23 protein-coding genes, 5 tRNA genes and 2 pseudogenes are annotated in these 22,855 nt (G+C 29.5%); 20 read left to right on the top strand and 10 right to left on the bottom strand.

The genetic code is table 11. The annotated features are described in order from the left end of the window. The first annotated feature begins 160 nt into the window (after positions 1-160). The 6 genes from topA to CQA76_RS07165 all read left to right on the top strand — a co-directional run bounded on the left by topA (position 161) and on the right by CQA76_RS07165 (position 7,324). A complete protein-coding gene (gene topA, locus CQA76_RS07190) occupies positions 161-2,260 on the top strand; it encodes a type I DNA topoisomerase (protein ID WP_137622738.1) in 2,100 nt (699 codons plus the stop codon). Positions 2,261-2,323: 63 nt separating this feature from the next. Then, the gene (locus CQA76_RS07185) at positions 2,324-3,160 is read left to right on the top strand and encodes a biotin synthase (RefSeq protein WP_137622737.1); all 837 of its coding nucleotides are present in this window, start codon (positions 2,324-2,326) and stop codon (positions 3,158-3,160) included. After that, positions 3,141-4,328, top strand: coding sequence for a cation:proton antiporter (locus CQA76_RS07180; RefSeq protein WP_137622736.1), 1,188 nt, complete (start codon positions 3,141-3,143; stop codon positions 4,326-4,328). Before CQA76_RS07185 ends, CQA76_RS07180 begins: the two co-directional genes overlap by 20 nt. A gap of 102 nt (positions 4,329-4,430) precedes the next feature. Next, positions 4,431-5,696 carry a citrate synthase gene (locus tag CQA76_RS07175; protein WP_137622735.1) on the top strand — a complete coding sequence of 422 codons (1,266 nt, stop codon included), beginning with the start codon at positions 4,431-4,433 and terminating at the stop codon, positions 5,694-5,696. Positions 5,697-5,756: 60 nt separating this feature from the next. After that, positions 5,757-6,521 carry a 3'(2'),5'-bisphosphate nucleotidase CysQ gene (locus tag CQA76_RS07170; protein WP_137622734.1) on the top strand — a complete coding sequence of 255 codons (765 nt, stop codon included), beginning with the start codon at positions 5,757-5,759 and terminating at the stop codon, positions 6,519-6,521. Between the two features lie 47 nt (positions 6,522-6,568). Then, positions 6,569-7,324: a hypothetical protein gene (locus CQA76_RS07165; protein WP_137622733.1), complete on the top strand. Its 756-nt coding sequence runs from the start codon at positions 6,569-6,571 to the stop codon at positions 7,322-7,324. Positions 7,325-7,340: 16 nt separating this feature from the next. Here the strand turns inward: CQA76_RS07165 and CQA76_RS09070 are convergent, their stop codons facing one another. The 4 genes from CQA76_RS09070 to CQA76_RS07150 form a co-directional block, all read right to left on the bottom strand. After that, complete coding sequence (locus CQA76_RS09070) at positions 7,341-7,514, bottom strand: hypothetical protein (RefSeq protein WP_170999729.1); 174 nt, start codon at positions 7,512-7,514, stop codon at positions 7,341-7,343. A 70-nt stretch (positions 7,515-7,584) separates the two neighbouring features. Continuing rightward, positions 7,585-8,361 carry a UDP-N-acetylmuramate dehydrogenase gene (locus CQA76_RS07160; protein ID WP_137622732.1) on the bottom strand — a complete coding sequence of 259 codons (777 nt, stop codon included), beginning with the start codon at positions 8,359-8,361 and terminating at the stop codon, positions 7,585-7,587. After that, a complete protein-coding gene (gene fliQ / locus CQA76_RS07155) occupies positions 8,358-8,627 on the bottom strand; it encodes a flagellar biosynthesis protein FliQ (RefSeq protein WP_137622731.1) in 270 nt (89 codons plus the stop codon). The genes CQA76_RS07160 and fliQ overlap by 4 nt, the downstream gene beginning before the upstream one ends. Before the next feature lie 9 nt (positions 8,628-8,636). Then, entirely contained in the window at positions 8,637-9,500 is an 864-nt protein-coding gene (locus CQA76_RS07150; protein WP_137622730.1) for a menaquinone biosynthesis family protein, read from the bottom strand. A 133-nt stretch (positions 9,501-9,633) separates the two neighbouring features. On the opposite strand from CQA76_RS07150, the gene recA reads away from it, so the two are divergent. From recA to CQA76_RS09370, 12 genes and pseudogenes are all read left to right on the top strand, one after another. After that, positions 9,634-10,659, top strand: a complete 1,026-nt coding sequence (gene recA, locus CQA76_RS07145) for a recombinase RecA (protein WP_137622729.1) — start codon at positions 9,634-9,636, stop codon at positions 10,657-10,659. 8 nt (positions 10,660-10,667) lie between these two features. Then, positions 10,668-11,912 (top strand): phosphopyruvate hydratase, encoded by a 1,245-nt coding sequence (gene eno, locus CQA76_RS07140; RefSeq protein WP_137622728.1) that lies wholly within the window; start codon positions 10,668-10,670, stop codon positions 11,910-11,912. Positions 11,913-11,977: 65 nt separating this feature from the next. Beyond that, on the top strand, positions 11,978-12,181 hold the full coding sequence (locus tag CQA76_RS07135) for a hypothetical protein (RefSeq protein WP_137622727.1): 204 nt from the start codon (positions 11,978-11,980) through the stop codon (positions 12,179-12,181). Beyond that, entirely contained in the window at positions 12,171-12,830 is a 660-nt protein-coding gene (cgpA, locus tag CQA76_RS07130) for an AMIN domain-containing protein (protein ID WP_137622726.1), read from the top strand. The genes CQA76_RS07135 and cgpA overlap by 11 nt, the downstream gene beginning before the upstream one ends. Then, complete coding sequence (locus tag CQA76_RS07125; protein WP_408608982.1) at positions 12,830-13,669, top strand: DNA ligase; 840 nt, start codon at positions 12,830-12,832, stop codon at positions 13,667-13,669. The genes cgpA and CQA76_RS07125 overlap by 1 nt, the downstream gene beginning before the upstream one ends. 50 nt (positions 13,670-13,719) lie before the next feature. Next, positions 13,720-13,797 (top strand) — tRNA-Pro (locus tag CQA76_RS07120). Between the two features lie 16 nt (positions 13,798-13,813). Then, positions 13,814-13,890 (top strand) — tRNA-His (locus CQA76_RS07115). A 5-nt stretch (positions 13,891-13,895) separates the two neighbouring features. Next, positions 13,896-13,972 (top strand) — tRNA-Arg (locus tag CQA76_RS07110). A gap of 19 nt (positions 13,973-13,991) precedes the next feature. Continuing rightward, positions 13,992-14,068: transfer RNA gene (locus CQA76_RS07105), tRNA-Arg, on the top strand. 4 nt (positions 14,069-14,072) lie between these two features. Further along, positions 14,073-14,157, top strand: a tRNA-Leu gene (locus tag CQA76_RS07100). Between the two features lie 255 nt (positions 14,158-14,412). Next, positions 14,413-15,486, top strand: coding sequence for a hypothetical protein (locus CQA76_RS07095; RefSeq protein WP_137622724.1), 1,074 nt, complete (start codon positions 14,413-14,415; stop codon positions 15,484-15,486). A 272-nt stretch (positions 15,487-15,758) separates the two neighbouring features. Beyond that, positions 15,759-17,253: pseudogene (locus CQA76_RS09370) on the top strand (DUF2779 domain-containing protein). 10 nt (positions 17,254-17,263) lie between these two features. Here the strand turns inward: CQA76_RS09370 and CQA76_RS07085 are convergent. The 4 genes from CQA76_RS07085 to CQA76_RS07070 form a co-directional block, all read right to left on the bottom strand. Continuing rightward, on the bottom strand, positions 17,264-18,127 hold the full coding sequence (locus CQA76_RS07085) for a helix-turn-helix transcriptional regulator (RefSeq protein ID WP_137622723.1): 864 nt from the start codon (positions 18,125-18,127) through the stop codon (positions 17,264-17,266). 132 nt (positions 18,128-18,259) lie between these two features. Then, entirely contained in the window at positions 18,260-19,897 is a 1,638-nt protein-coding gene (locus CQA76_RS07080; protein ID WP_137622722.1) for a hypothetical protein, read from the bottom strand. 77 nt (positions 19,898-19,974) lie between these two features. Next, positions 19,975-21,069, bottom strand: coding sequence for a hypothetical protein (locus CQA76_RS07075; protein WP_170999728.1), 1,095 nt, complete (start codon positions 21,067-21,069; stop codon positions 19,975-19,977). A gap of 1 nt (position 21,070) precedes the next feature. Next, positions 21,071-21,367: a YkgJ family cysteine cluster protein gene (locus CQA76_RS07070; RefSeq protein ID WP_137622721.1), complete on the bottom strand. Its 297-nt coding sequence runs from the start codon at positions 21,365-21,367 to the stop codon at positions 21,071-21,073. Between the two features lie 136 nt (positions 21,368-21,503). Here CQA76_RS07070 and CQA76_RS09065 point away from each other — a divergent pair, with 136 nt between their 5' ends. Next, entirely contained in the window at positions 21,504-21,668 is a 165-nt protein-coding gene (locus tag CQA76_RS09065) for a hypothetical protein (protein WP_170999727.1), read from the top strand. Here CQA76_RS09065 and CQA76_RS07065 read toward each other — a convergent pair. Beyond that, positions 21,652-22,242 carry a hypothetical protein gene (locus CQA76_RS07065; protein ID WP_137622720.1) on the bottom strand — a complete coding sequence of 197 codons (591 nt, stop codon included), beginning with the start codon at positions 22,240-22,242 and terminating at the stop codon, positions 21,652-21,654. The two genes, CQA76_RS09065 and CQA76_RS07065, sit on opposite strands and share 17 nt — an antisense overlap. A gap of 137 nt (positions 22,243-22,379) precedes the next feature. Here CQA76_RS07065 and CQA76_RS07060 point away from each other — a divergent pair, with 137 nt between their 5' ends. Then, complete coding sequence (locus tag CQA76_RS07060; RefSeq protein WP_137622719.1) at positions 22,380-22,583, top strand: hypothetical protein; 204 nt, start codon at positions 22,380-22,382, stop codon at positions 22,581-22,583. A gap of 189 nt (positions 22,584-22,772) precedes the next feature. Here CQA76_RS07060 and CQA76_RS09450 read toward each other — a convergent pair. Next, a pseudogene (locus tag CQA76_RS09450) lies at positions 22,773-22,855 on the bottom strand (methyl-accepting chemotaxis protein); the annotation flags it as partial.

Below are 22,855 nucleotides of genomic sequence, written 5' to 3'. Positions count from 1 at the left end.
AAGCCTTTTTTGTTTATTATACTCCAAAATTTTGTTTAAACTTTAAAATATTGTATTTATTTTTTATTATAAGTAAAATTTAAAGTTTTTTAGCTAAATTCATTTTTTTATTTATTATAAGCATAATATTTTATTATCTAGAAATTTGAGGTAACAACTCATGAAGAAGAATTTAATTATAGTAGAATCTCCTGCTAAAGCCAAAACCATAGGAAATTTTTTAGGAAAAAATTATGAAGTGATAGCTTCTAAAGGGCACATAAGAGATCTACCTAAAACAAGCTTTGGTATAAAAATAGAAAATGATGAATTTATACCAGAATACAGAATAACAAGCGATCATAGCAGTTTGGTTAAAGAGCTTAAAGAAAAAGCAAAAAATGCTTCACAAGTTTATCTTGCAACGGATGAGGATAGGGAAGGTGAAGCTATAGCGTATCATATTGCCAAAGCTATAGGTAAGGATGAAAATATTTTACCTCGCATTGTATTTCATGAGATCACTAAAAGTGCGATTGAAGATGCTTTAAAAAATCCAAGAAAACTCAACATGCATTCAGTCAATGCTCAACAAACTAGGCGTTTATTGGATCGCATAGTAGGTTATAAACTAAGTCCCTTATTGGGACAAAAAATTCAAAGAGGTTTGAGTGCTGGTCGTGTTCAGAGTGCTGCTTTGAAAATCATAGTTGATAGAGAAAAAGAAATTCGTGCCTTTGTGCCTTTGGAGTATTTTAGCATTGATATGATTTTTGATCTAAATTTGGATGCTGAGTTGGTTGAATTTGATAAGGCAAAAATTGAAAAACTTACCATTACAAATAAAGATCGTGCAAAATTGATTCTTGAGGCTTGTAAAAATGGCGGTTATGTGATAGAAAATATAGAAAGCAAGGAAAGAAAAATCGCTCCACCACCTCCTTTCATGACTTCAACTTTACAGCAAAGTGCAAGCAATCGTTTAGGGTTTAATCCTAAAAAAACTATGATGTTAGCTCAAAAACTTTATGAAGGGGTTAATACTCATCAAGGCATGATGGGTGTGATCACTTATATGAGAACTGATAGTTTGAATTTAGCTAAAGAGGCGGTTGATAAGGTAAGAAAATTAATCCAAAAAGATTTTGGAAAAGATTATTTGCCTAGCAAAGCTAATGTTTATGTAACAAAGGCTAAGGGTGCACAAGAAGCACACGAAGCTATCCGTCCTACAAATTTGGAATTTACGCCACAAATTGCGGCTAAATTTTTAGATAAAGATGAATTAAGACTTTATACACTCATTTATAATCGTTTTTTAGCTTGTCAGATGAATCCCGCTATTTCTCAAACGCAAAATGTTTTTGTAAAAAATGATAGAGCTTTATTTAAAATAAGTGGTAGAAAAATTCTTTTTGACGGATATTATAAAGTTTATGGAGATATGGATAAGGATAAAATTTTGCCTAATCTTAAAATAGGTGAGAACTTAAAAATTCAAAAATTAGAAATGAATTCGCATTTTACTGAACCCCCTTCAAGATATTCTGAAGCAGGGCTTGTGAAAAAATTAGAAAGCTTAGGTATAGGACGTCCATCAACCTATGCTCCGACTATTTCCATACTTACAAGCCGTGATTATGTTAGAATTGATAAAAAGCAACTCATTCCTAGCGATATTGCCTTTAATGTAACTGAAGTGCTTGAAAAGAATTTTAGTGATATCGTAGATAGCAAATTTACTTCAAATCTTGAAAATACTTTAGATGATATTGCTGAAGATAAAGCGGATTGGCAAAATATCTTGAAAGAATTTTATTATCCTTTTATGAGAAAAATTGAAGAGGGAAAAACAAAGATTGCAAGTCAAAAAACGGTGATAAAGTTAGGCGAGACTTGTCCTGATTGTGGAGGAGAACTTGCAATAAGAAAGGGACGTTTTGGTGAATTTGTGGCTTGTTTAAATTTTCCAAAATGCAAATATTCTAGAAATTTAAAAAATGAAAATAAAACAAATGAAGAAAACACAACCACAAAAAAAACCAATAGTATAGGCATAATTTGTCCTAGTTGTCAAAAAGGTGAAATTGTAGAGCGTTTTTCTAAACGTGGAAAATTTTATGGTTGTAGTGCTTATCCAAAATGTAATTTTATTTCTAAATATAAGCCAAGCGATGAAAAATGTGAAGAATGTGGCGAAAATTTGGTTATTAAGGAACTAAAAAAAGGCACTTTTTTAGAATGTCTTAAATGCAAGGTTAAAAAGGAGATAAAAGAATAAAAGAAATTTATTTAAGTCTTTTTTTGCTAGAATGCGAGTTTTAATTGTTAAATAGGAGAGATGATGCAAATCATGCTTTGTGCTATTTCTAATATAGCAAGCGGAAATTGCTCAGAAGATTGCAAATATTGCACTCAAAGTGCTTATGTAAAAACAGATATTCAAAAATATAGACGTAAAGAAATTCCTCAAATTGTTTTAGAGGCAAAAATTGCTAAGAAAAATGAGGCTTTGGGGTTTTGTCTAGTAACCGCAGGACTTGGACTTGATGATGAAAAATTAGAATATGTTTGTGAAGCTGCAATGGCGGTTAAAAAAGAAGTTCCTGATTTGCTCCTTATAGCTTGTAATGGCATGGCTAGTGTGGAACAACTTAAAGAATTAAAAAAAGCAGGGATTTTTTCTTATAACCATAATCTTGAAACTTCTAAGGAATTTTTTCCTCAAATTTGCACTACACATACTTGGGAAAGTCGTTTTCAAACCAATCTTAATGCTAAAGAAGCAGGACTTATGCTTTGTTGTGGTGGAATTTATGGTATGGGTGAAAGTTTTGAAGATAGGATAAGTTTAAGAAAATCTTTGCAAGAATTGCAACCTTTTTCAAGTCCGATCAATTTTTTTATTGCTAATGATAATCTAAATTTAAAAGTTCTTAAATTAAATGCCGATGAAGCTTTAAAAATCATCAGCGATACCAAAGAAGCTTTGCCACAGACTGTAATTATGGTTGCAGGTGGAAGAGAGGTTGTTTTAGGTGAAAGACAATATGAAATTTTTAAAGCAGGAGCAGGTGCTATTGTTATAGGAGATTATCTTACAACAAAAGGAGAAGAGCCAAGTCGTGATATAATCGAGCTAAAGAAAATGGGATTTACATTTGCATCAGAATGTCATTGATACTCAAAGTTTAATCGATCTAAAAATTCTTATTATTATAGCGCTTTGTTTGCTTTTTTCTCCATATATTGCTAAGGTTTTACGCTTACCTATTTCAGCAACGGAAATTATTTTAGGATCTATTGTAGCTTATTTTGGATTTATTGGAAAGAGTGAAAATTTTTCACTTTTAGCTAATGTCGGCTTTTATTATCTGATGTTTATTGCTGGTATGGAAATTAATTTAAGGACCTTTTTTAGTTTAGAAAAAGAGATTGTTAAAAAAAGTTTTTTATATATCGTTTTGCTTTATTTATTATCTTTGTTTATCGTGTGGATTTTTAAGCTTTCTTTAGTGTTTGTGTTGATTATACCAGTTATGAGCGTAGGGCTTTTGTCTTTACTTTATAAGGATTTTGGAAAAGAGTGTTATTGGTTAAATATAGCTATGGTGGTTGCAACTTTAGCTGAGGTAATTTCTATAGTTCTTTTGACTATAGCTGGAGCATTTTTACAAGAAGATACAAGTATAATTGATGTAATGCAAAGCATATTGTATCTTAGTATCTTTTTAGGACTTTGTTTGCTTGCATTTAAATTTTTAGGAGTTCTTTTTTGGTGGTATCCACAACTTAAGATTATACTTATGCCTTGGGAAGACAAAAATGAAAAAGATATTAGATTTTGTATGGCAATTTTTATTCTGATTATCGTAGCTATGATTATTACTAAACTTGAAATTGTTTTGGGTTCTTTTATAGCCGGATCTTTTATAGCAACTTTTTTCGGCCATAAAAAGGATTTAGAGCATAAAATTGCAACGTTTGGTCATGGTTTTTTGATTCCTATTTTTTTTATTTATATAGGTTCGACTTTCGATTTAAAAATGATTTTAGAGTATAAGGTTGTTTTAAATGCTATTTTGTTGATGCTAGTTATGGTAGGATTGAGAATTTTGTGTGCTAGCATTTTCATAAGAAAAATTGGTTTTAAAAGTATGATTTTATTTGGATTAAGCCATTCTATGCCTTTAACATTGCTTATTGCAACAGCTACTCTTGGATATTCTGGAAAAGTGCTTGAGCAAGAAATTTATTCAGCACTTATTTTAACAGCTTTATTTGAAGCGATTTTGGTAATGAGTATGATTAAATTTATATCAAATATTAAATATCAATCTTCAAAATAAGTTACTTTTTTACTCAAAAAATTAAATAAAATTAGAAAATTTAAGAATAAAAAAGTTTATTATCATTCTTTTTTGTTAGAATAAAATAAAAAAGGGGTTGAAATGTCAAATTCTGTTACTATAACCGATAATAGAAATGGTAAAAGTTACGATTTTCCTATATATGAGGGAACTATGGGGCCGAGTGTTGTTGATATAGGAAGTTTTTATAAGCAAACTGGAATGTTTGCTTATGACGAGGGTTTAACTTCAACTGCAACTTGTAAGTCTAAAATCACTTATATTGATGGAGAAAACGGTGTATTGATGCATAGAGGTTATCCTATAGAATGGTTGGCAGAAAATAAACTTTTTTTAGATGTGGTGCATTTATTGCTTTATAAAGAACTTCCAAGCGAGGAAAGATTGGAGGCTTTTAGATACGAACTTAAAAAGCGTTCTTATATCCATGAGGGTATGCATCGCCTTTTTGATTCTTTTCCTGATGAAGCCCATCCTATGGCTGTTTTACAAGGGGCAGTTTCTTCTCTTTCGGCCTTTTATCCCGATCATTTAAATATGAACATTAAAGAAGAATATATGGAAATGGCAGCACGTATTGTAGCTAAAATTCCCACTATAGTAGCGACTGCTTATCGTTATAAAAATGGATTTCCTATGGCTTATCCTAATTTAGATCGAGGTTTTACTGAAAATTTCTTATATATGCTAAGGACTTATCCTTATGATCATGTAGAGTTAAAACCTATAGAGGTAAAAGCACTCGATACCGTTTTTATGCTCCATGCAGATCATGAGCAAAATGCTTCTACTTCAACGGTACGTGCAGTTGGTTCAACTCAAGCACATCCTTATGCATGTATCGCAGCAGGTATAGGAGCACTTTGGGGACATGCACACGGAGGCGCCAATGAGGGTGTTATTAGAATGCTTGAACAAATTGGTAGTGTAGATAGGGTAGATGAATTTATAAAAAGAGCTAAAGATAAAAACGATCCATTTCGTTTAATGGGATTTGGACACCGTGTGTATAAAAATTTCGATCCTAGAGCCAAGGTGCTTAAGAAACTACGAGATCAGCTTATTGATGAGTTAGGAATTGATACAAATTTAATCAAAGTTGCAACTCGCATTGAAGAAATCGCTTTACAAGATGATTATTTTATAACAAGAGGTCTTTATCCGAACGTAGATTTTCATAGCGGTTTGATTTTAAAAGCCTTAGGAATTCCAAATGAAATGTTTGCAACACTTTTTGTGATCGGTCGTACTCCAGGCTGGATAGCACAATGGATTGAGCAAAAAGAACAAGAAAATTTAAAGATAGTTCGTCCAAGACAACTTTATTGTGGAGAAACGAAAAGATGATATTATTTGTAAATAAAATTTGTTTTAAGGTGCATTGAAACAAATTTTTTAGGAAATAATATGCAAAATTTAGATATTTTAATGCAAATTGCTATAGATGCTGCAAATAAGGCATCAATAGCAATTTTAAAGGAACGAAAACATTTAAAAGATTGGAAAAAGGAGGATGGTTCCGCACTCACTTCTGCAGATTTAGCGTCAGATCAAATTTTAAATGATGTTTTGGGAAAAACAGATATTAAGGTTCTATCTGAAGAAAAAATTTTAAGTCAAAAAGAGAGTGAAAATTTGCAAACTTTTTGGTTAATTGATCCGCTTGATGGAACAAGTGGGTTTTTAAAAGGCTCTGATGAGTTTTGTATCATGATTTCTTTGATCCATCAAAATCGCCCCATTTTATCTCTTATCAAAAGTCCATCAAGTGGTGATATTTTTTATGGACACAGCAATACTAAAGTTTATAAAAACGATGAGATTTTATACATTGATGAAACATATTTTAAAAACAATCAATTTAAAGCTTTATTAAGTGTAAATCACTTAAATCGAGAGGATTTGGAATTCGCACAAAAACATGAATTAAAAGCTATTAATATAGGTTCAGGGCTTAAATTTTGTGCTATTTTGGAAGGTAGAGCGGGTATTTATAAACGTCTTGATAGATTAAAGATTTGGGATATAGCAGCTGGAGATTTTTTGGTCAATTTAAACGGCGGTTTTATGGGAATGCTAGATGGGAATTTAATTTCATATAATGCTTTAGAACATAGATCACAATTTTTTATATGTGTTTCTCGAAAAAGCTTTTTAAAAGATTTTTTATAAATATTTTTGGTTATAATTTTTGCTTTAATTTTAATCGAGGATAAAGAATGAAATTTTTTATTATTATATGTATGAGTATTTTTTTAAGTTCCAATCTTTTTTCAAATGATTTTTCGCAAAAAAAAATTGTAAAGCTTCAGCAAAGTGAAGATAATTTTGAAATTATTGATCTTGGACAAAATGTTGCCAATTCAAATTTAGATGATCAAAAAGCCTTATTCGATAGTTCAATTTTAATTGAAAAAAAACCTAGTATAATTAAAGATAAAGATAAAGATTTTGCTATCGTTTTAAGTTTTAGAAAAAATTTTGGTTATTTTTCAGATGGGTTAAGAGTTGATGCTAAAGATTTTTCAAGCATATTTTCTAAAAAATTAATTGATGCTTTAAACTTAAATTTTGCGAATTCAGCGGCTAATGGGCTTTACCAAAGTCGAGATGTTTTGTTGAAATTTAGCCCTAAAGATTCCAGGTTTGTTAATGTAGCCCCTTTTTTAAAACAAGAAAAGGATAAAAATAAAATTTATGCCAAGTTTATCGATTACCTAATTATAGTAAATTTGGATGATTTTTATGTTAATACTACAAATTATTTTATCACTATAACAAAAAATGCAGTCGCAAAAGTAAATTTTAAAATCATTTCTTTGGATAAGGGTAGGGTTATTGTAGCTAAAAATGCAAAATTTAGCCTAGCTCTTGATGTAAAAGATTTTAAGAGAAATTATCAAGATGTTTTAGAACAAATGCCTAAAATGTTATCGAAAGCCATCAATAAAGAGCTTGTAAATTTCATCCATTAGAAATTTTAGATTTTAATTATTCATTGATTTTTTTAATTCTTTCTTGAAGCTCTTCTATGCTTGGAAATTCTTGTCTTAATTCTTTTGCTATTTCGTGTGCAGTTATAGGATCAAGATAAGATAAAATCTTTCTAAGCTCATTAGTAATTTGCCATTTGTCCATTTCTTCTAAATTTACATTAATTTGCATTCATTATCCTAATTTTTATTTTAAATTATAACAAGTTTTCAATATAAGTGTTAATTTTCAATTGTAAAAATTAGATTATAATCACCTCATTTTCTAGCATAATTCCAAATTCTTCAAATACTTTTTTTCTCGCAAGCTCAATTAAAAAGATCGCATCTTCATAACTTGCATTTTTTTTATTGATAAGAAAATTAGCGTGCTTGTCACTTATCATAGCATCACCTTTGCTAAAACCTTTTAGTCCAACAGCTTCAATTAAACGTCCTGCAAAGTCTCCTTTGGGATTTTTAAAAATGGATCCAAAACTTGCTCCACTAGGTTGATTATTTCTAGCATTTTTTAAAGCTTCATCTTTTACATAATCAAAATCAAATGGTAGCTTAAATTCAGCCCAAAAAAAAGGCACTTTTAAAGGGCAAAATCTATAATCAAAATTGATATTTTCACGCAAAATTTCACCTTTTGAAGTAGCGATTTTGAGTAAATTTTGACTGATACACTCTCCTTTAAGACCTGCATTCATTTTCAAAAGTCCTCCTAGTGTGCCAGGAATTTTGCTAAGATATTCAAAGCCACAAAGATTATTTTCTTTTGAAAAACGATACATCTTTTTTGAATTTGTTTTGCAGCCAATGCGAAGATGGATAAATTCTTGATTTTGATCTAAAATTTCTATAAAATCAAATTTCTCATCCAAAATTCCTATATTTTTTGGTTTTGGACTCACGAGTAAATTATTGGCTCCTCCTATTAAAAAGCCTTCAAAATTGCAAATTTTATCTAGGATTTGCACTTCAAATTCATTACCAATGCGAATAGATGAGTATTTTTTAAAATCAATAATCATTTAATAAAATTTGGAATTTGATTGAGAATGTTTTGAGTAAAATCAATCATAGTTGTTGTCATCCATGGCATTAAAAAAATAATTACAATAACCACTAAGATGATTTTAGGAACAAAAGAAAGAGTCATTTCATTAATCTGCGTTGTGGCTTGAAATATACTGATAATCAAACCCGCAATCAAACCTGCCAAAAGCATAGGCAAGGATAATAAAAGCGTGATTTTAAAAGTTTGAACTCCAAGTTCGACTAAAGTGCTTTCATTCATCTTATTCCTTTAAGAATTTCGTGCTTGTTCATATTCACTAGGTATGAGATAATCATTTACATCTATGATTTTATCATAAAATTTATAATCATATCCTAATTTAAAAAGTGCATTAACAGCACAAAATTGTTTTTCATCCATACTGATGGAATTTTTATTTGCATAAAGATTGAGATAGGTATCGAGTTTTTTTTCATCGACTCGGATTAAATTTCTCTCTAATAACATAGGAGCTATGATTTTACGATTAGAATCAGCTATTTTAACAGCGTTAGTTAAATCTTTTTCAATCTTAATCGCATCACTTAAAGGTAAAGATCTGCGTAAAGCCATCCCACCTAAAGGTAAGGGTAAATTTTCTTTAACAAGATCTATCCATATATCCCAAATTTCAGCTTCTACGCAAAGATTTTGATTAAAATCTAAAATACTTTCGTGTATTAAAACTCCAGCATCCACTTCTCCACTTAGAACTGCACTTTCAATCTCTAAAAAATTTTTATAGATAATTTTAGCTTCAGGATATTTCATGCGAAAAATTAAAGCATTGGTTGTATTGGCTCCGCTAAGAGCAACTTTGAAATTCCTTTTTAGTTGAGTGTCTTTTTTTTTGATCAGTTTAGGACCATAGCCTTGACCAAAACTTACTGCAGTTCTTAAAAGAGCGTATTCTTTAGCGATTAAGGGATAAAGCCCAAAGGAAATAGCTGTAGCATCAAATTCATTTTTTAAAGCAAATTCATTTAAAGTTTGTATATCTAAGGCTGTATTTTTGTAAATAAAATCATTACCCACCCATCCAAAATAAATAGCCATATACATAAATATATCATCTGCATCTGGGGAATGTGCAATCGTTATCATTTTTTTCATCGCGTAATCAACCTTGATAAATTTTTTCTTAGATTATTGTATAAAATTTCATTTAAAAATTTATAAAAAAATAAAACATTATTTAATTTTATTTTGTTAGAATTCTTAAGATTGAAAATTTGTAAGGAATATAATGGATGATAATAAGAAAAAATCTTTAGACGCAGCCTTAAAAAGTCTTGATAAAGCTTTCGGAAAAGGCACGATCTTAAGACTTGGAGATAAAGAAGTTGAACAAATTGATAGCATAAGCACTGGATCGGTTGGTTTAGATCTAGCTTTAGGTATAGGAGGTGTACCAAAAGGTAGGATTATTGAAATTTATGGACCAGAGAGTTCAGGAAAGACAACTTTAACTTTGCACATTATTGCAGAGTGTCAAAAAGCGGGCGGAGTTTGTGCTTTTATTGATGCAGAGCATGCATTAGATGTAAAATACGCTAAAAATTTAGGAGTGGATACAGATAATCTTTATATCTCTCAACCTGATTTTGGAGAACAGGCTTTGGAGATTGTGGAAACTATTGCTAGAAGTGGAGCGATTGATTTAATTGTGGTCGATAGTGTTGCAGCCTTAACTCCAAAAGCAGAGATTGAAGGAGATATGGGAGATCAGCATGTGGGACTTCAAGCAAGATTGATGTCGCAAGCCTTAAGAAAACTTACCGGTATTGTGCATAAGATGAATACAACAGTTATTTTTATCAATCAAATTCGTATGAAAATAGGTGCTATGGGTTATGGTACTCCAGAAACTACTACTGGAGGAAATGCACTTAAATTTTATGCTTCTGTGCGTTTAGATGTTAGAAAAGTAGCTACTCTTAAGCAAAATGAAGAGCCTATTGGTAACCGCGTAAAAGTAAAAGTTGTAAAAAACAAGGTTGCTCCTCCATTTAGACAGGCTGAATTTGATGTAATGTTTGGAGAAGGATTGAGTCGCGAGGGAGAGCTTATCGACTATGGGGTAAAACTTGATATTATAGATAAAAGCGGTGCTTGGTTCTCTTATAAAGACAAAAAATTGGGACAGGGTAGAGAAAATTCAAAAGCCTTTTTAAAAGAAAATCCAGAAATTGTAGATGAAATTACCAAAGCTATTCAAAATTCTATGGGAATAGAAGGTATGATTAGTGCTAGTGAAGAAGATGAAGACTAGGAATACTAATGTTAATTATTGAAGATGTTCGTGCTTATGAAGTGCTTGATAGTAGAGCAAATCCAACCATCAAAACCGAAATCACTTTAAGTGATGGAAGTATAGGTTCAGCTATAGTTCCAAGCGGTGCCAGTACGGGTTCAAAAGAAGCTTTGGAACTTCGTGATAAAGATGAAAGATTTGGAGGTAAAGGCGTTTTAAAAGCAGTTTCTAATATAAATGAAACTATAGCTGATGAAATTATAGGACTTGATGCATTTAATCAAACCCAATTAGACAACACTTTGCGTGATCTTGATGGCACTAATAACTATGCAAATTTAGGTGCGAACGCAACTTTAGGTGTTTCGATGGCAACAGCTCGTGCTGCTGCTAATGCTTTAAATATTCCTTTATATCGTTACTTAGGTGGAGCAAATGCTAGTATTTTACCCGTTCCAATGTGCAATATCATTAATGGTGGAGCTCATGCAAATAACAATATTGATTTTCAAGAATTTATGATTATGCCTTTTGGTTTTACTAGTTTTAAAGAAGCTTTGCGTTCAGTTTGTGAAATTTATGCCCTTCTTAAAAAAGAGCTTAGTGATGCTGGACATTCTACCGCTTTAGGGGATGAGGGTGGTTTTGCTCCGAATTTAAAAAATAATCAAGAAGCAATTGAATTTTTAATGACTTGTATTAAAAAAGCAGGTTATGAGAATCGCGTAAAGATTGCTTTGGATATAGCAAGTAGTGAATTTTTTAAAGATGGAAAATATCATATCGAAGGTAAGGCTTTTTCAAATGAAGACTTGATCGAGTATTATATAGAACTTTGTTCTAAATATCCAATTTGTAGCATAGAAGATGGTTTGGCTGAAAATGATTTTGAAGGATGGATAAAACTCACTCAAAAATTAGGAGATAAAATTCAACTCGTAGGTGATGATTTGTTTGTTACCAATGAAGATATTTTGCGAGAAGGTATTATTAAGAAAATAGCCAATGCTGTTTTGATAAAACCAAACCAAATAGGCACCATTACTCAAACCATGAGAACGGTGCGTTTAGCTTATAGAAATAATTATAAATGCATTATGTCTCATAGAAGTGGAGAAAGCGAAGATACTTTTATTGCTGATTTTGCAGTTGCTTTAAACACAGGGCAAATTAAAACAGGTGCTTTAGCAAGAAGTGAAAGAACTGCAAAATATAATCGTTTGCTTGAAATAGAGCTTGATAGTGATGAATATTTAGGAGAAAAACTCTGAGCGATTTACTCAAAGAATACGATGAAAGTACTAAAAAGAAAAGTTTTTATATACACATTATAAAAATGTTTTGTTGGGCTTTGTTAGTTGTGATGGGAGCGATTTATTTCGGGAATATGCTTTTTGGACAATACTCTTTGGATACCTTGCTTTCTTTAGAGAGAACCAAAGAAGACTTAACCAAGCAGATATCCTTACTTAAAAAGCAAAATGCTAAAGCTCAAAAAGATTATTTTGAATTAAAAGGGTTGTATCCAAATGAAAACTAGAATTTTAGCAATATTTTTAATTTGCACCTCTTTTTTAAATGCTGAAGAAAATCCTTTTAAAATGGAGCAAAACGTAAGTATGATTGTTCCACCGGATTTTCAAAAAGAAGATGTAAAATTTAATTCCAATGCAAGAATTTTGAAAAGTATTACTTTTAATTATATAAAATTAGACGGAAGTGAAGATAGTCTTAACGTGGATGTTAATAAAAGTATAGATTGGCATGATACTTATACTATTGTACGCTCTAAAAGCCCTGATCCTTCAAAAGTTTTAGACGTTTCAGTTACTATACCAGAAAATAGTTCTAAACAAGAATCCAATACTACGGCAAATATAGAAATTCCTTTGCAAATTTCTAAAATTTACGATTTTATTTCCTATGCCGTTTATAAAAATAAAATTAAACTAAATACAAGTGATGAAATTATCAGTGATTTTTCTGTAGGAAATCCTAGCAAAATTGTTATGGATTTTAAATCAGATTCTGTTAAACCTACAAAAAATATACGCCTTAAAAATTCAATTTTCAAACGCATAGATTTTGGATCCCATAAAGGATATTATAGGCTTGTAATTTATCTTGATGGAACTTACAATTACAATATACAAAAAGATGCTACAGGTTATATGGTTAATTTGTCTTGATTAAGATTATTTTTATAGCTTGCTTTATATCTTTTTCTTTTGCTAGCGAAATTTTGCTTCTTAGTAAATTTAATATGCAAGAGTTTAAAGATAAAAATTTTAGCGGTTATTTGATGAGTGAAAAGCTTGATGGAGTGCGTGGAATTTGGAATGGAAATTATTTTCATACACGCCAAAATCAGACAATAACCACTCCTTCGTTTTTTATAAAAAATTTCCCACCTTTTACTCTTGATGGAGAACTTTGGATCGCTAGATCGCAATTTGATGAAATTTCTTCTCTTGTAAGAAGTGATGAGGTTAATGTAGAGTTTTGGAAAAAAGTAACCTATAATGTCTTTGATGTTCCTAATGCTTGTGAAGAATTTAATCTCAATCCTTGTACTCTTGAAAATAGACTTCAAGTTTTGCAAAAATATTTACAAAAGCATCCTAGTTTGTATATAAAAATCATTCCTCAAATTCCTATAAAAGATAAAAAGCATTTAAATGATTTTTATGAAAATATCATAAAAAATAAAGGTGAAGGAGTGGTAATACGTAAAAATTTAAGTCCTTATGAAAAAGGTAGAAGTAAAGAGGCTTTAAAGCTAAAACCTTATGACGATGCAGAATGTGAAGTGGTTGGTTATACAAAAGGTAAGGGCAAATTTGAAAATCAAGTAGGCTCTTTACTTTGTAAAATGCCTGATAATAAAATCATAAAAATAGGCAGTGGTTTAAAAGATGAAGATAGAAGAAATCCTCCAAAAATAGGCACTATTATCACTTATAAATTTAGTGGATTAACCAAAAATTCACTCCCTCGTTTTCCTGTTTTTTTGCGTGTTAGAAAGTAGGTTTTCTTGACTTATCATTTCTTTTTTGATAAAATATCAGTTTTTAAATTCGGGGTGTAGCGCAGTCTGGTTAGCGCACTTGGTTTGGGACCAAGGGGCCGAAGGTTCGAATCCTTTCACCCCGACCATTTTAATTATAAAATGGTGAGTGTAGCTCAGTCGGTTAGAGCATCAGATTGTGGTCCTGAGGGTCGTGGGTTCGATTCCCATCACTCACCCCATCAGAGCGCCCGTAGCTCAACTGGATAGAGCGACAGACTTCGGATCTGTAGGTTATGGGTTCAATTCCTATCGGGCGTACCAACCCTTTCTCTTTTTTTGTGCGTTCATAGCTCAGCTGGATAGAGCAACGGCCTTCTAAGCCGTAGGTCAGAGGTTCGAATCCTCTTGAGCGTACCACTTCGCGGATGTGGTGAAATTGGCAGACACGCCAGACTTAGGATCTGGTGCAGCAATGCGTGAAGGTTCAAGTCCTTTCATCCGCACCACTTAGGTATTTTTTCTCGCTTTCAAAATTATACGCAATAAATTAAATAAGTTAATGGTTATAATTAGTTTAATTAAAGAATTTAATAAAATGTATAGAATTTGCTATATGATAATATTTAAATTTTATTAAAAGTAAAAAACAATAAATATATGTTAAAATACGTATTAAATAAGAATGCTAATTTATAAAAAATTAAGTGAATGAAATACTTATTTTTTATTTATATTAATATGTAAATATTAAAGGAGAAATAATGAAAAAATTACCGGTTGGTTTAAAAGATATATTTAATATAAAAAAAGAAGCATCACATGAATATAATAGTTTTATATTATATTTAATAAAAATTTTATTTAATAATGATAGAGAAAGAACTCTTTCTGAGTACGATATAGTATCTAGCACAACATTTATCAATCTTGTAAATCCAAAACTACCTGATATAGAATTAGATAATTATCAAGGAGTATCTTCGATACATGGGTTCTGCTACACTTTAAATTTTTTTAAAGTATTTAAATTAAATCATCCAGCTATTAAATTCACTGAGTATATTTGGTATGATAGTATAACGTCGGATAATATGTTTGTAAATGAATCTTATAATAATCTTATTAATACTAGAATACCATACTTTAATCCTGACTATAATGGTTTAGATTATGTAGATATCAATAGAAGTGTGATAAACAAAATTCTCTCTCCTAAACTAAAATCGGTATTAAAGAAATATGAAAATCTAAAACTAGATAATCACGTTAAAAATAACATAGAAACCGTTATGTGTTTATTGAGTATTTATTGTAATGAATTAGCAGATGATATTGAAGTATCTTCATTGCACGATGATAGGATAACATTTAATATAGCGGGATACTTTAGTATAGTTATTTTTAAATACAATCTATTTAAACCAAATTATATTAAGATAATAGGACATTATGATATAAAAAAGGATATTAAAAATGATAAATTAAATATATATACGCTTAATGACGAGTGTATAACACTATTTGGTTTTATTAAATTTATCACTTTGGTTAATTATTTGTATAAAATGAAAAAAGATATAATGGGTTATATTGTAAAAAATAAGATAGAACTTGATTTATTAGATGCAAAAAATCCTAACATAATAAATAGCAACGAGTTTGCGACTATTTACAAAATCATTTTAGATAAATATATAAATAATTACAAGAATGTTGTAGCTAAGAATAATATGAAAATAGATAAGAATAGTTTTTTTTATAAAAGGTTTATGAAGACTGCTGAAGATATATCTATATTGCTTACATTGGATATAATATCTAGTATTAGAAAATAGTTTTGCAATATTTAGAATAATTTACATCAATTTAACAAAAATATAAAATATTGACGCATGAAAATCTTTAATAGCTTTTTTGATGTGAAAATTAATAAAAAATGTAAAAATAGATTGTTTGCTATGGATTTTAAAATAAGCGTACAACTTTTTATAATAGATCTTTTGGCGTTAAAATTCTTTATAGCAAAAGAGTAGTAATCACTAACAGTAAGAAGTTATCTGGCACAATTAAAACTCATAAATACAAGGAGATGTGAGTTATAAACAAGATGAAACAAAGCATATTTTTATCAAAGTCAAGATACATAAGAGCCTTGCAATGCGTGAAATCCTTATGGCTTAAAACCCACAAAAGTGAAGTTTTGGATACGCCAGATGACAATGTTTTGACTAAATTTAGCACAGGGGATAAAGTAGGTGAGCTGGCTTATGGTTTATTTTCAAAGGGTGTGAAAATAGAATTTCAAAACAGTACTTTTGAGGAAAAATGTCAGCTTACTAAGGATTTGATTGATCAAGATCAAGAAATAATATACGAGGCCACTTTTTCTTATAGAGGCATTGTAGCCATGGTGGATATCTTGCAAAATACAAAATCAGGATTGATTATCAATGAGGTAAAAAGCTCTACTTCTTTAAAAGATGTTTATTTGGATGATTGTGCTTTGCAATATTATGTTTTATCAAATTTAGGCTATAGTGTTAATCAGGTTAATTTAATTTATATCAATAAAAATTATATTAGAGAAGATGAGCTTAATTTGGATGAGTTTTTTATCGTGGATGATATTACGCAGCAGGTTGTATCTAAACAAAGACAAGTGGAACAAAATTTGATCGATTTTGAACAAGCACTAGCCTTGGAAGAGGAACCTAATATCGATATAGGAAAACAATGTTTTCATCCTTATGAATGCGATGCTTATACTTATTGCTGGGATAAACAAAGAAATTTGTGCCATCATGAAAATATTTTTAATATCGCAAGATTAAATCAAGATAAGAAATTTAATCTTTACAGGCAAAATATTATTAATTTTTCAGATATTAAAGATTTATCTATGTTTAATGCACAGCAACAAATTCAAATCAAAGCTTGTTTAAATCAAGAAATCATCATAAATAAAGATAAAATCAAAGCTTTTTTAGCGACGCTAAGCTATCCTGTGTATCATTTGGACTTTGAAACTTTTTCTCAAGCTATCCCAGAATTTAAAGTGGTTAGACCATATGAGCAAATTCCTTTTCAATTTTCTTTACATTATTGATAATAAGGATAAATTAGAGCATAGGGAATTTTTATCTCAATGTGGGGTCGATCCTAGGGAGCAGTTGGTTAAAAATTTGATCGCTTATATACCAAAAGATGTATGTGTTCTTGCTTATAATGCAAGTTTTGAAAAAGGAGTTATAAGAAAATTAGCGGATTTGTATCCTGAATTTAGGGAGCATTTATTAAATATAGAAAGCAATATTAAAGACTTGATGATACCTTTTCAAAATAAAGATTATTATCATTATAAAATGCAAGGGAGTTATTCTATAAAAATGGTTTTACCCGCTTTAATTCCGCAAATGGAACAAGCTTATAAAAATTTGTCTTTAATCCACAATGGAGGCGAAGCAATGCAGAGCTTTGAATTGATGAAAAATATGGATGAATTAACTCAAAATCAATACCGAAAAGCTTTGCTTGAGTATTGCAAACTTGATACTTTAGCAATGGTAAAAATTTTACAGCATTTAGAAGAGGTTGCAAAATAAGATTTTAAATTTATTTTTTTAAATATGCCTTTAAAATATTTTCAAGTTTGGTTTTTAATTTTATAGGAGAGATGATTTTTATATAAGGGATCCATTGTTTGACCAAATTTAAAATTTCATCATCATAAGAAATTTTTGCATTTAAAATATAAGATTTTTCATTTTCATCTATGATTTTGTAATTACTTAAAACCTTTTTTCTGAAAAAATACTCTTTAGCGTTTTTATCTAGCTCTAAAATTACTTCTATTTTTTCTTCTAGCCAAATATTTTTACCTTGATTGATGAGTTCTTTTAAATTTTCATCGGGCTGAAATTTCTTATCACTGATGTTTAGATTGATGATTTTGCTAAAATTAAAATGTTTGAGTTTGTGGTTTTCATCTGCCAAAAGATACCAAATTCCTTTATAATTGACAAGTTTATAAGGATTTACTTCGCGTTTCTTTTCTTTATAGTTAAAATATAAAATATTGTGATTGAGTATAGCTGCTGCTATATTCTCAAAGGTGTTATGATCTATTTTTTGAAAACCTTCATTTTTTACCACTAAAACATTATTAATCTTTTGGCTTAACAAATCCGTAATAAAATGTTGATCTAGAGTCGGATAAAGTTCGCTAATACCACTTAAAGAAGCAAAATTTTGTATGTCTTTAAAGCTTAATTGTCCCAAGGCAAAAGATTCAAGAAAGTATTTTCCATTTTCTTTTTGAATGGGCATAAAGGAGAGTCTTTCGTTTAAGTCTCTTTGTATAGTTCTTGCATCGACATTAAATTCTTGTGCAAGCTCTTCTATACTCAATCTTTCCCCATCGTTAAATTTGCATAAAATTTGTGCCAAACGAATGGCTAATTTGTCGTGCTCTTTCATGATCATTTTTCCCAAATGTTATAATTTTGTTAAATTGTGATAAATATTCAGTTTTTTATTTTCATAATCTTGGTATTTTTTAGCTTGGATATTTTTATGTTAAAATTAAATAAGCATTTTCATAATTTTCCTTCAAATTTTTAAAGTTTTGTTATCTAGCATAAAGTTATCAAATTCTTTTTGTGCTGTAAAAAGCCCTTTTATCTCAAATTCTTGTGCAAAAGCAATGATGTATTGATTGGCTAAAACATAGTCATCTTTTTCCATTGATTTGCATATGCCATTAAAATTTGTTTCTTCGTTGATTTTTAATTTATAGAGATAGTTATTTGTAAAATTTTTAAGTTTTTCTTGATTTTCTAACATTTTCGGCATAATATCATTATATATTTTTTGAATTTCTTCTTTTCTTTTTTTTGCCATTTCAGCTGCAGCACAAATTCCAAAAAATGCATCTAGTGTTAAATCAATAGTATGAGAAAATGCAATTACTCCAAAAGAGCAAACAAATATCGAGATAGCAATAGATAATGGTGATGCTACCAATGGGGTTAAAATAGGGCTGAGAAATGAAAATATTTTCTCTTCTAGTATAACTCCAAAAGCTACAATTATAGAAGAAAATAAGGATTTTAATATGATTTTAATAAGCTCTTTTTTGCTTTTGATTTTTCCCGATATAAAATCACAAATAGCATTCCATATTGACTTAACTGATTTTCTTAAATTACCCCATAAATTTTTAAGATGTCCTCCTATTTTGGATAACAATTGACTAACAATAACAACTAAACTATCTACAATTCCAAAACTAGCCCCTCTAGTAAAGGCTTCTGAAGAATTTTTTAAAACAGCTTTTAATATTCTTTCTATTCTAATTTTAATATCTTCATGATTTTTATCTATAAATTCAGAGCGCATTTCGTAGATGACACCGCTTGCGAATGTGCTTAGTGCCACAATAATTGCATCGCTGCCTCCTGTCATATATATATTTTCAATAGATTCCCCTATTTGTATCTTTATAACATTATTCACAGCCTGTTGAGGATTTGTATGATTATTTCCATTTTTTTTAAGATAATTAAATTTCTTTTGTTTTTCTTGCAACCGTTCTTTCAATATCTCTTTTTTTTCTTCAGGGGCAATTTTAATTTTTTCTTCTAATTTTTTTATATCCAATTTTGCTTTATTGTAAGTTTCTTCATCTACAGTAACAGATGTTAATTTAACTTTTTCTATTGCATCGAAATATCTATCTTGTTCTTTGGAAAAAATACTACCGCTAATAGCTTTTAATTGTGATAATTCGATAATTTTACCATTTTTATCTATGCTAACAGTATCTGCTATTGGATGATTGGTTTTCATAAGGCCTTTTAAATTTGGGTTGTTTATAATTTTTTTCATTTCTTTTTCAGAATAATTTGCTGTAATAGTTTTTGTTTTTTCTTCATTTAAAGTGTCAAATTTTTCACCTTTATAAACTCGATTTATTGCTGCCAATTCATCTGTAGTAAAAGTATAAACTCCAGTTTTATTTTTAACATTTTGTATATTTTGTTTTCCAACATGTATTGTTTCAAATAATTGTCCAAATCCATTGGGATTTTTTCCATGTTGTTTTGCTTCTTTGAATATATTTGTTGTAAGCTTTCCGCTTTCTACTAAAGCTCCGTATGAGTTATTAAAAATATTAAGACCAAATCTAGCTAAACTTTGAGAGCCCAATTCATCTAAAAATTCGTTAAATAAAGTTTCTCTATTCATTAAAATTCCTTACATTTAAAGATGGCTTTTGCCATCTTTATTTAAATGATTTTGTTGATTTTTTCTTCTTTAGGTTTTTATTGCTCACCATTTTTGTTATTTATAAAACTATATTCCAGCCATGGGTTTTTCTCTTGATTGCTATGTGGTTCTCGATTTTCTTCATTTGCATCTTCATAATTTATAATTTTATTTGTTTGGTTTTGTGCAAATTCAATTGCTTTTTTAAATTCCTCATTTACAATTCCATTATCGGTTAAAACATTAACTCTGCAAATTCCTGTTAATGTTTTAACAAGATTAACAATAAAGCGCAAATGCTCCTTTTCTCCTTGTGAATATTTTGTATAATCATTTTCTTTAATAACCATGAGTTTTAGTGTTTGTAGCTCTTTACAAAGAAGAGAATCTATTTTTTCAATAACATTCAAAGATTGTGCTACAATTTTTGCAATTGCATCGGTAATTATTTGTGCGGTTTCAAATTCTTTAGCTAAAGCTCTTGCTTTCATGAGATTACTTTCGGCATTATAGAGGGCTTCCTCTCCAGCTTTGGAATACAAGAATCCTCCTACAGCTAAAACCGGTGCAGCCACTATACCACCTAATATAGCCGTTCCAACGCTCATTCCAAAGCCACCTGCAGCAATGCTACCTCCTCCAAGCCAAGCTAAGGTGGCATTTGTAGCTGCTGCACCACTTAATGATGCTATTGCAGTTCCAGTAGATGCCGTTGCTAAAAATCCTACACTACTATAAGCACCAATACCTGCTAATGCTCCAGCTCCTAAGGATGCAATACCTCCTCCAACTAATTTACTGAATTCAATACAGTTTGAATCCAATGTTTTTATAAATTCTTTAATATTAAATTGAAATTCATCTTCTGCAAAATCATCAATTTCAACATTTTTGATTTTTGAAAAAATTTCTATAAAATCTTTAAGAGAATTTTTATGTAAATGAATTTTTGCTTCCCCAAGTTTTTCTAGATATGATTGAGCTTGATTTCTTGATGTCTCTAATTCATTTTTTGCACGATCATAAATTGACTCTGCTTCATTATTTAAATCCTCTGCCTCACTTTTTGCTTTATATCCATCATAAGCTTTTTTTGCACCAAAGGCACCTACCGCAGCAGCTATACCTCCTAAAATAAATGGAACTGGCATGTTAAATCTCCTTTATAAGTTTAATTCTGAATTTTTTATTTAATTTAAATTTTTTTTGCAATTCATTGCATATTTTTATATTTTCATTATAAAAGTCATTTTTTTTATAATATTGTGAAAAATATTTTTGATAGATTTCATCAATTTTACAAATCATAGGTCTTGTATCGTAAATCGCACAGGTATTATCTTCTTTGAGATGAACGCAAATTCCATTTTTGTTAAAGTTTTGCAATTCTTTTATACCATTAATGCTTTTACAACAAGCTCCGCAAACAGTGCATGGAAAAGTATTTATTTGGTTCCTCCCTTCTTTTTTTGAAATTTATTTTTATTAATTTGTTATTTTACCCAATCCCCCCCCCATGTCAATAAATTTTAAATATTTAATGAGTAATTAAAATTACTATATTCTTTTTAATTTAAGGATAGTGGTGGTCAAAAAATTCAACCAATTTTTCTTTTCACCTTTGCAATTTGGGCAAAAACGTTCTGTTCCATCCAAAGCATCACTTTTAGGGCGAGATAAAAAAGTTTTTTTGCATTTTAAACATTTTGTTAATCTTAGTTTGGGTTTTATCATTATAGTTGACCTCTAAGTTTATCTTCAATATAGCTTTTAAGCGCTTGATCCATAAATTCAGGATAAGAATTGCTCGCTTTTATAGTTTTTATAAGAGTGCAAACGATATTGTTTATCTTGACAATTTGATTGAAATTTGTTTTTTCTTCTTCGCTAAAATCATTAAAATCTCTTTGATAAATTTTTGTAATTTTTTCAATAGGATGAAATTCTCCAGCGATCACATCAGATATTATAAGCGGCATTTTCTTTTCTAAAAGTTTGCTAAGTTGTATTATATTTTGTTTGAAATTTTCATCATTAAATTCAAAGTCTGAAATTTGAAATTCATAACACATGATTTCTTGATCATAATTTTTAGTGCCAAGTAGATATTCTTGATTTTTGTTGAAAATATTTACAAGCTGTGAATTCGACTTTAAAGAATTGTCATGAGCAAATTTTTCTTTTTCATAATTTTGGACATCATTTAGAATTTGATCATAGTCGGTATTTTGGATCTTATCTTCTGTACAAATTTCATAGATCTTTTTTATCCCGTATCCTGTAGCGCCAAGAGCTATACCACCTAATATAATTTTTTTAAACATTTTTTCTCCTTAATTTAAAATTACAAGGAAAGTATAAGATACTCTCGCGACAGGTTATGTCATGAAATTTTTATTTTTAATTTTTTCGACATAACCTTTCATATTTTTTTATTAAAATACTCACCAAAGGAGGATTTATGCTATCAGTGATTTTATTTTTAATAGTGAGTTTGGTTAGTTTTATCCTAATGGGAATTTTTAGGGGAATTGTTTTATTACTGTTTCTTGTTTTTATATTGATAGTATTTTTCACAAATAAATATGGATTTTTAAATTTTGCAGGTATTTTATTGTTATTGATAGCTATTGTATGGTTGATTGAAAAATCTAAAAATAAATAATTTTATGATTTATTAAATTTTTTACAAATATTCTAAATATCTTTAGCATTTTCTTGATTTGTTTTTTAGGATAATAATCATAGAAAAAGATAATTATCAAAGATTTATTCAATGATAATTATCCAATAAAGTTATTAAAGAAGAATAATCATTAATGATTTAAAGATAATGATTTAAAGAAAAAGTTCTTTAAAACTTTTTCTTCTTAACATCTTCTAAGATATTATTAGCTATATCACTAACTGTATTAGAAATGATAGCTGATTCATTAG

Source organism: Campylobacter aviculae (assembly GCF_005406215.1).
Lineage (GTDB): Bacteria > Campylobacterota > Campylobacteria > Campylobacterales > Campylobacteraceae > Campylobacter_D > Campylobacter_D aviculae.
Note: the sequence above shows the minus strand (reverse complement) of the source record. Positions and strands in the feature narration are given on the sequence as shown.

Excerpts from the sequence above, each read along its gene's own strand:
- topA (WP_137622738.1), top strand. The coding sequence starts at position 161 with ATGAAGAAGAATTTAATTATAGTAGAATCTCCTGCTAAAGCCAAAACC.
- CQA76_RS07185 (WP_137622737.1), top strand. The coding sequence starts at position 2,324 with ATGCAAATCATGCTTTGTGCTATTTCTAATATAGCAAGCGGAAATTGC.
- CQA76_RS07175 (WP_137622735.1), top strand. The coding sequence starts at position 4,431 with ATGTCAAATTCTGTTACTATAACCGATAATAGAAATGGTAAAAGTTAC.
- CQA76_RS07170 (WP_137622734.1), top strand. The coding sequence starts at position 5,757 with ATGCAAAATTTAGATATTTTAATGCAAATTGCTATAGATGCTGCAAAT.
- CQA76_RS07165 (WP_137622733.1), top strand. The coding sequence starts at position 6,569 with ATGAAATTTTTTATTATTATATGTATGAGTATTTTTTTAAGTTCCAAT.
- CQA76_RS09070 (WP_170999729.1), bottom strand. The coding sequence starts at position 7,514 with ATGCAAATTAATGTAAATTTAGAAGAAATGGACAAATGGCAAATTACT.
- CQA76_RS07160 (WP_137622732.1), bottom strand. The coding sequence starts at position 8,361 with ATGATTATTGATTTTAAAAAATACTCATCTATTCGCATTGGTAATGAA.
- fliQ (WP_137622731.1), bottom strand. The coding sequence starts at position 8,627 with ATGAATGAAAGCACTTTAGTCGAACTTGGAGTTCAAACTTTTAAAATC.
- CQA76_RS07150 (WP_137622730.1), bottom strand. The coding sequence starts at position 9,500 with ATGAAAAAAATGATAACGATTGCACATTCCCCAGATGCAGATGATATA.
- recA (WP_137622729.1), top strand. The coding sequence starts at position 9,634 with ATGGATGATAATAAGAAAAAATCTTTAGACGCAGCCTTAAAAAGTCTT.
- eno (WP_137622728.1), top strand. The coding sequence starts at position 10,668 with ATGTTAATTATTGAAGATGTTCGTGCTTATGAAGTGCTTGATAGTAGA.
- CQA76_RS07135 (WP_137622727.1), top strand. The coding sequence starts at position 11,978 with ATGTTTTGTTGGGCTTTGTTAGTTGTGATGGGAGCGATTTATTTCGGG.
- cgpA (WP_137622726.1), top strand. The coding sequence starts at position 12,171 with ATGAAAACTAGAATTTTAGCAATATTTTTAATTTGCACCTCTTTTTTA.
- CQA76_RS07095 (WP_137622724.1), top strand. The coding sequence starts at position 14,413 with ATGAAAAAATTACCGGTTGGTTTAAAAGATATATTTAATATAAAAAAA.
- CQA76_RS07085 (WP_137622723.1), bottom strand. The coding sequence starts at position 18,127 with ATGAAAGAGCACGACAAATTAGCCATTCGTTTGGCACAAATTTTATGC.
- CQA76_RS07080 (WP_137622722.1), bottom strand. The coding sequence starts at position 19,897 with ATGAATAGAGAAACTTTATTTAACGAATTTTTAGATGAATTGGGCTCT.
- CQA76_RS07075 (WP_170999728.1), bottom strand. The coding sequence starts at position 21,069 with ATGCCAGTTCCATTTATTTTAGGAGGTATAGCTGCTGCGGTAGGTGCC.
- CQA76_RS07065 (WP_137622720.1), bottom strand. The coding sequence starts at position 22,242 with ATGTTTAAAAAAATTATATTAGGTGGTATAGCTCTTGGCGCTACAGGA.
- CQA76_RS07060 (WP_137622719.1), top strand. The coding sequence starts at position 22,380 with ATGCTATCAGTGATTTTATTTTTAATAGTGAGTTTGGTTAGTTTTATC.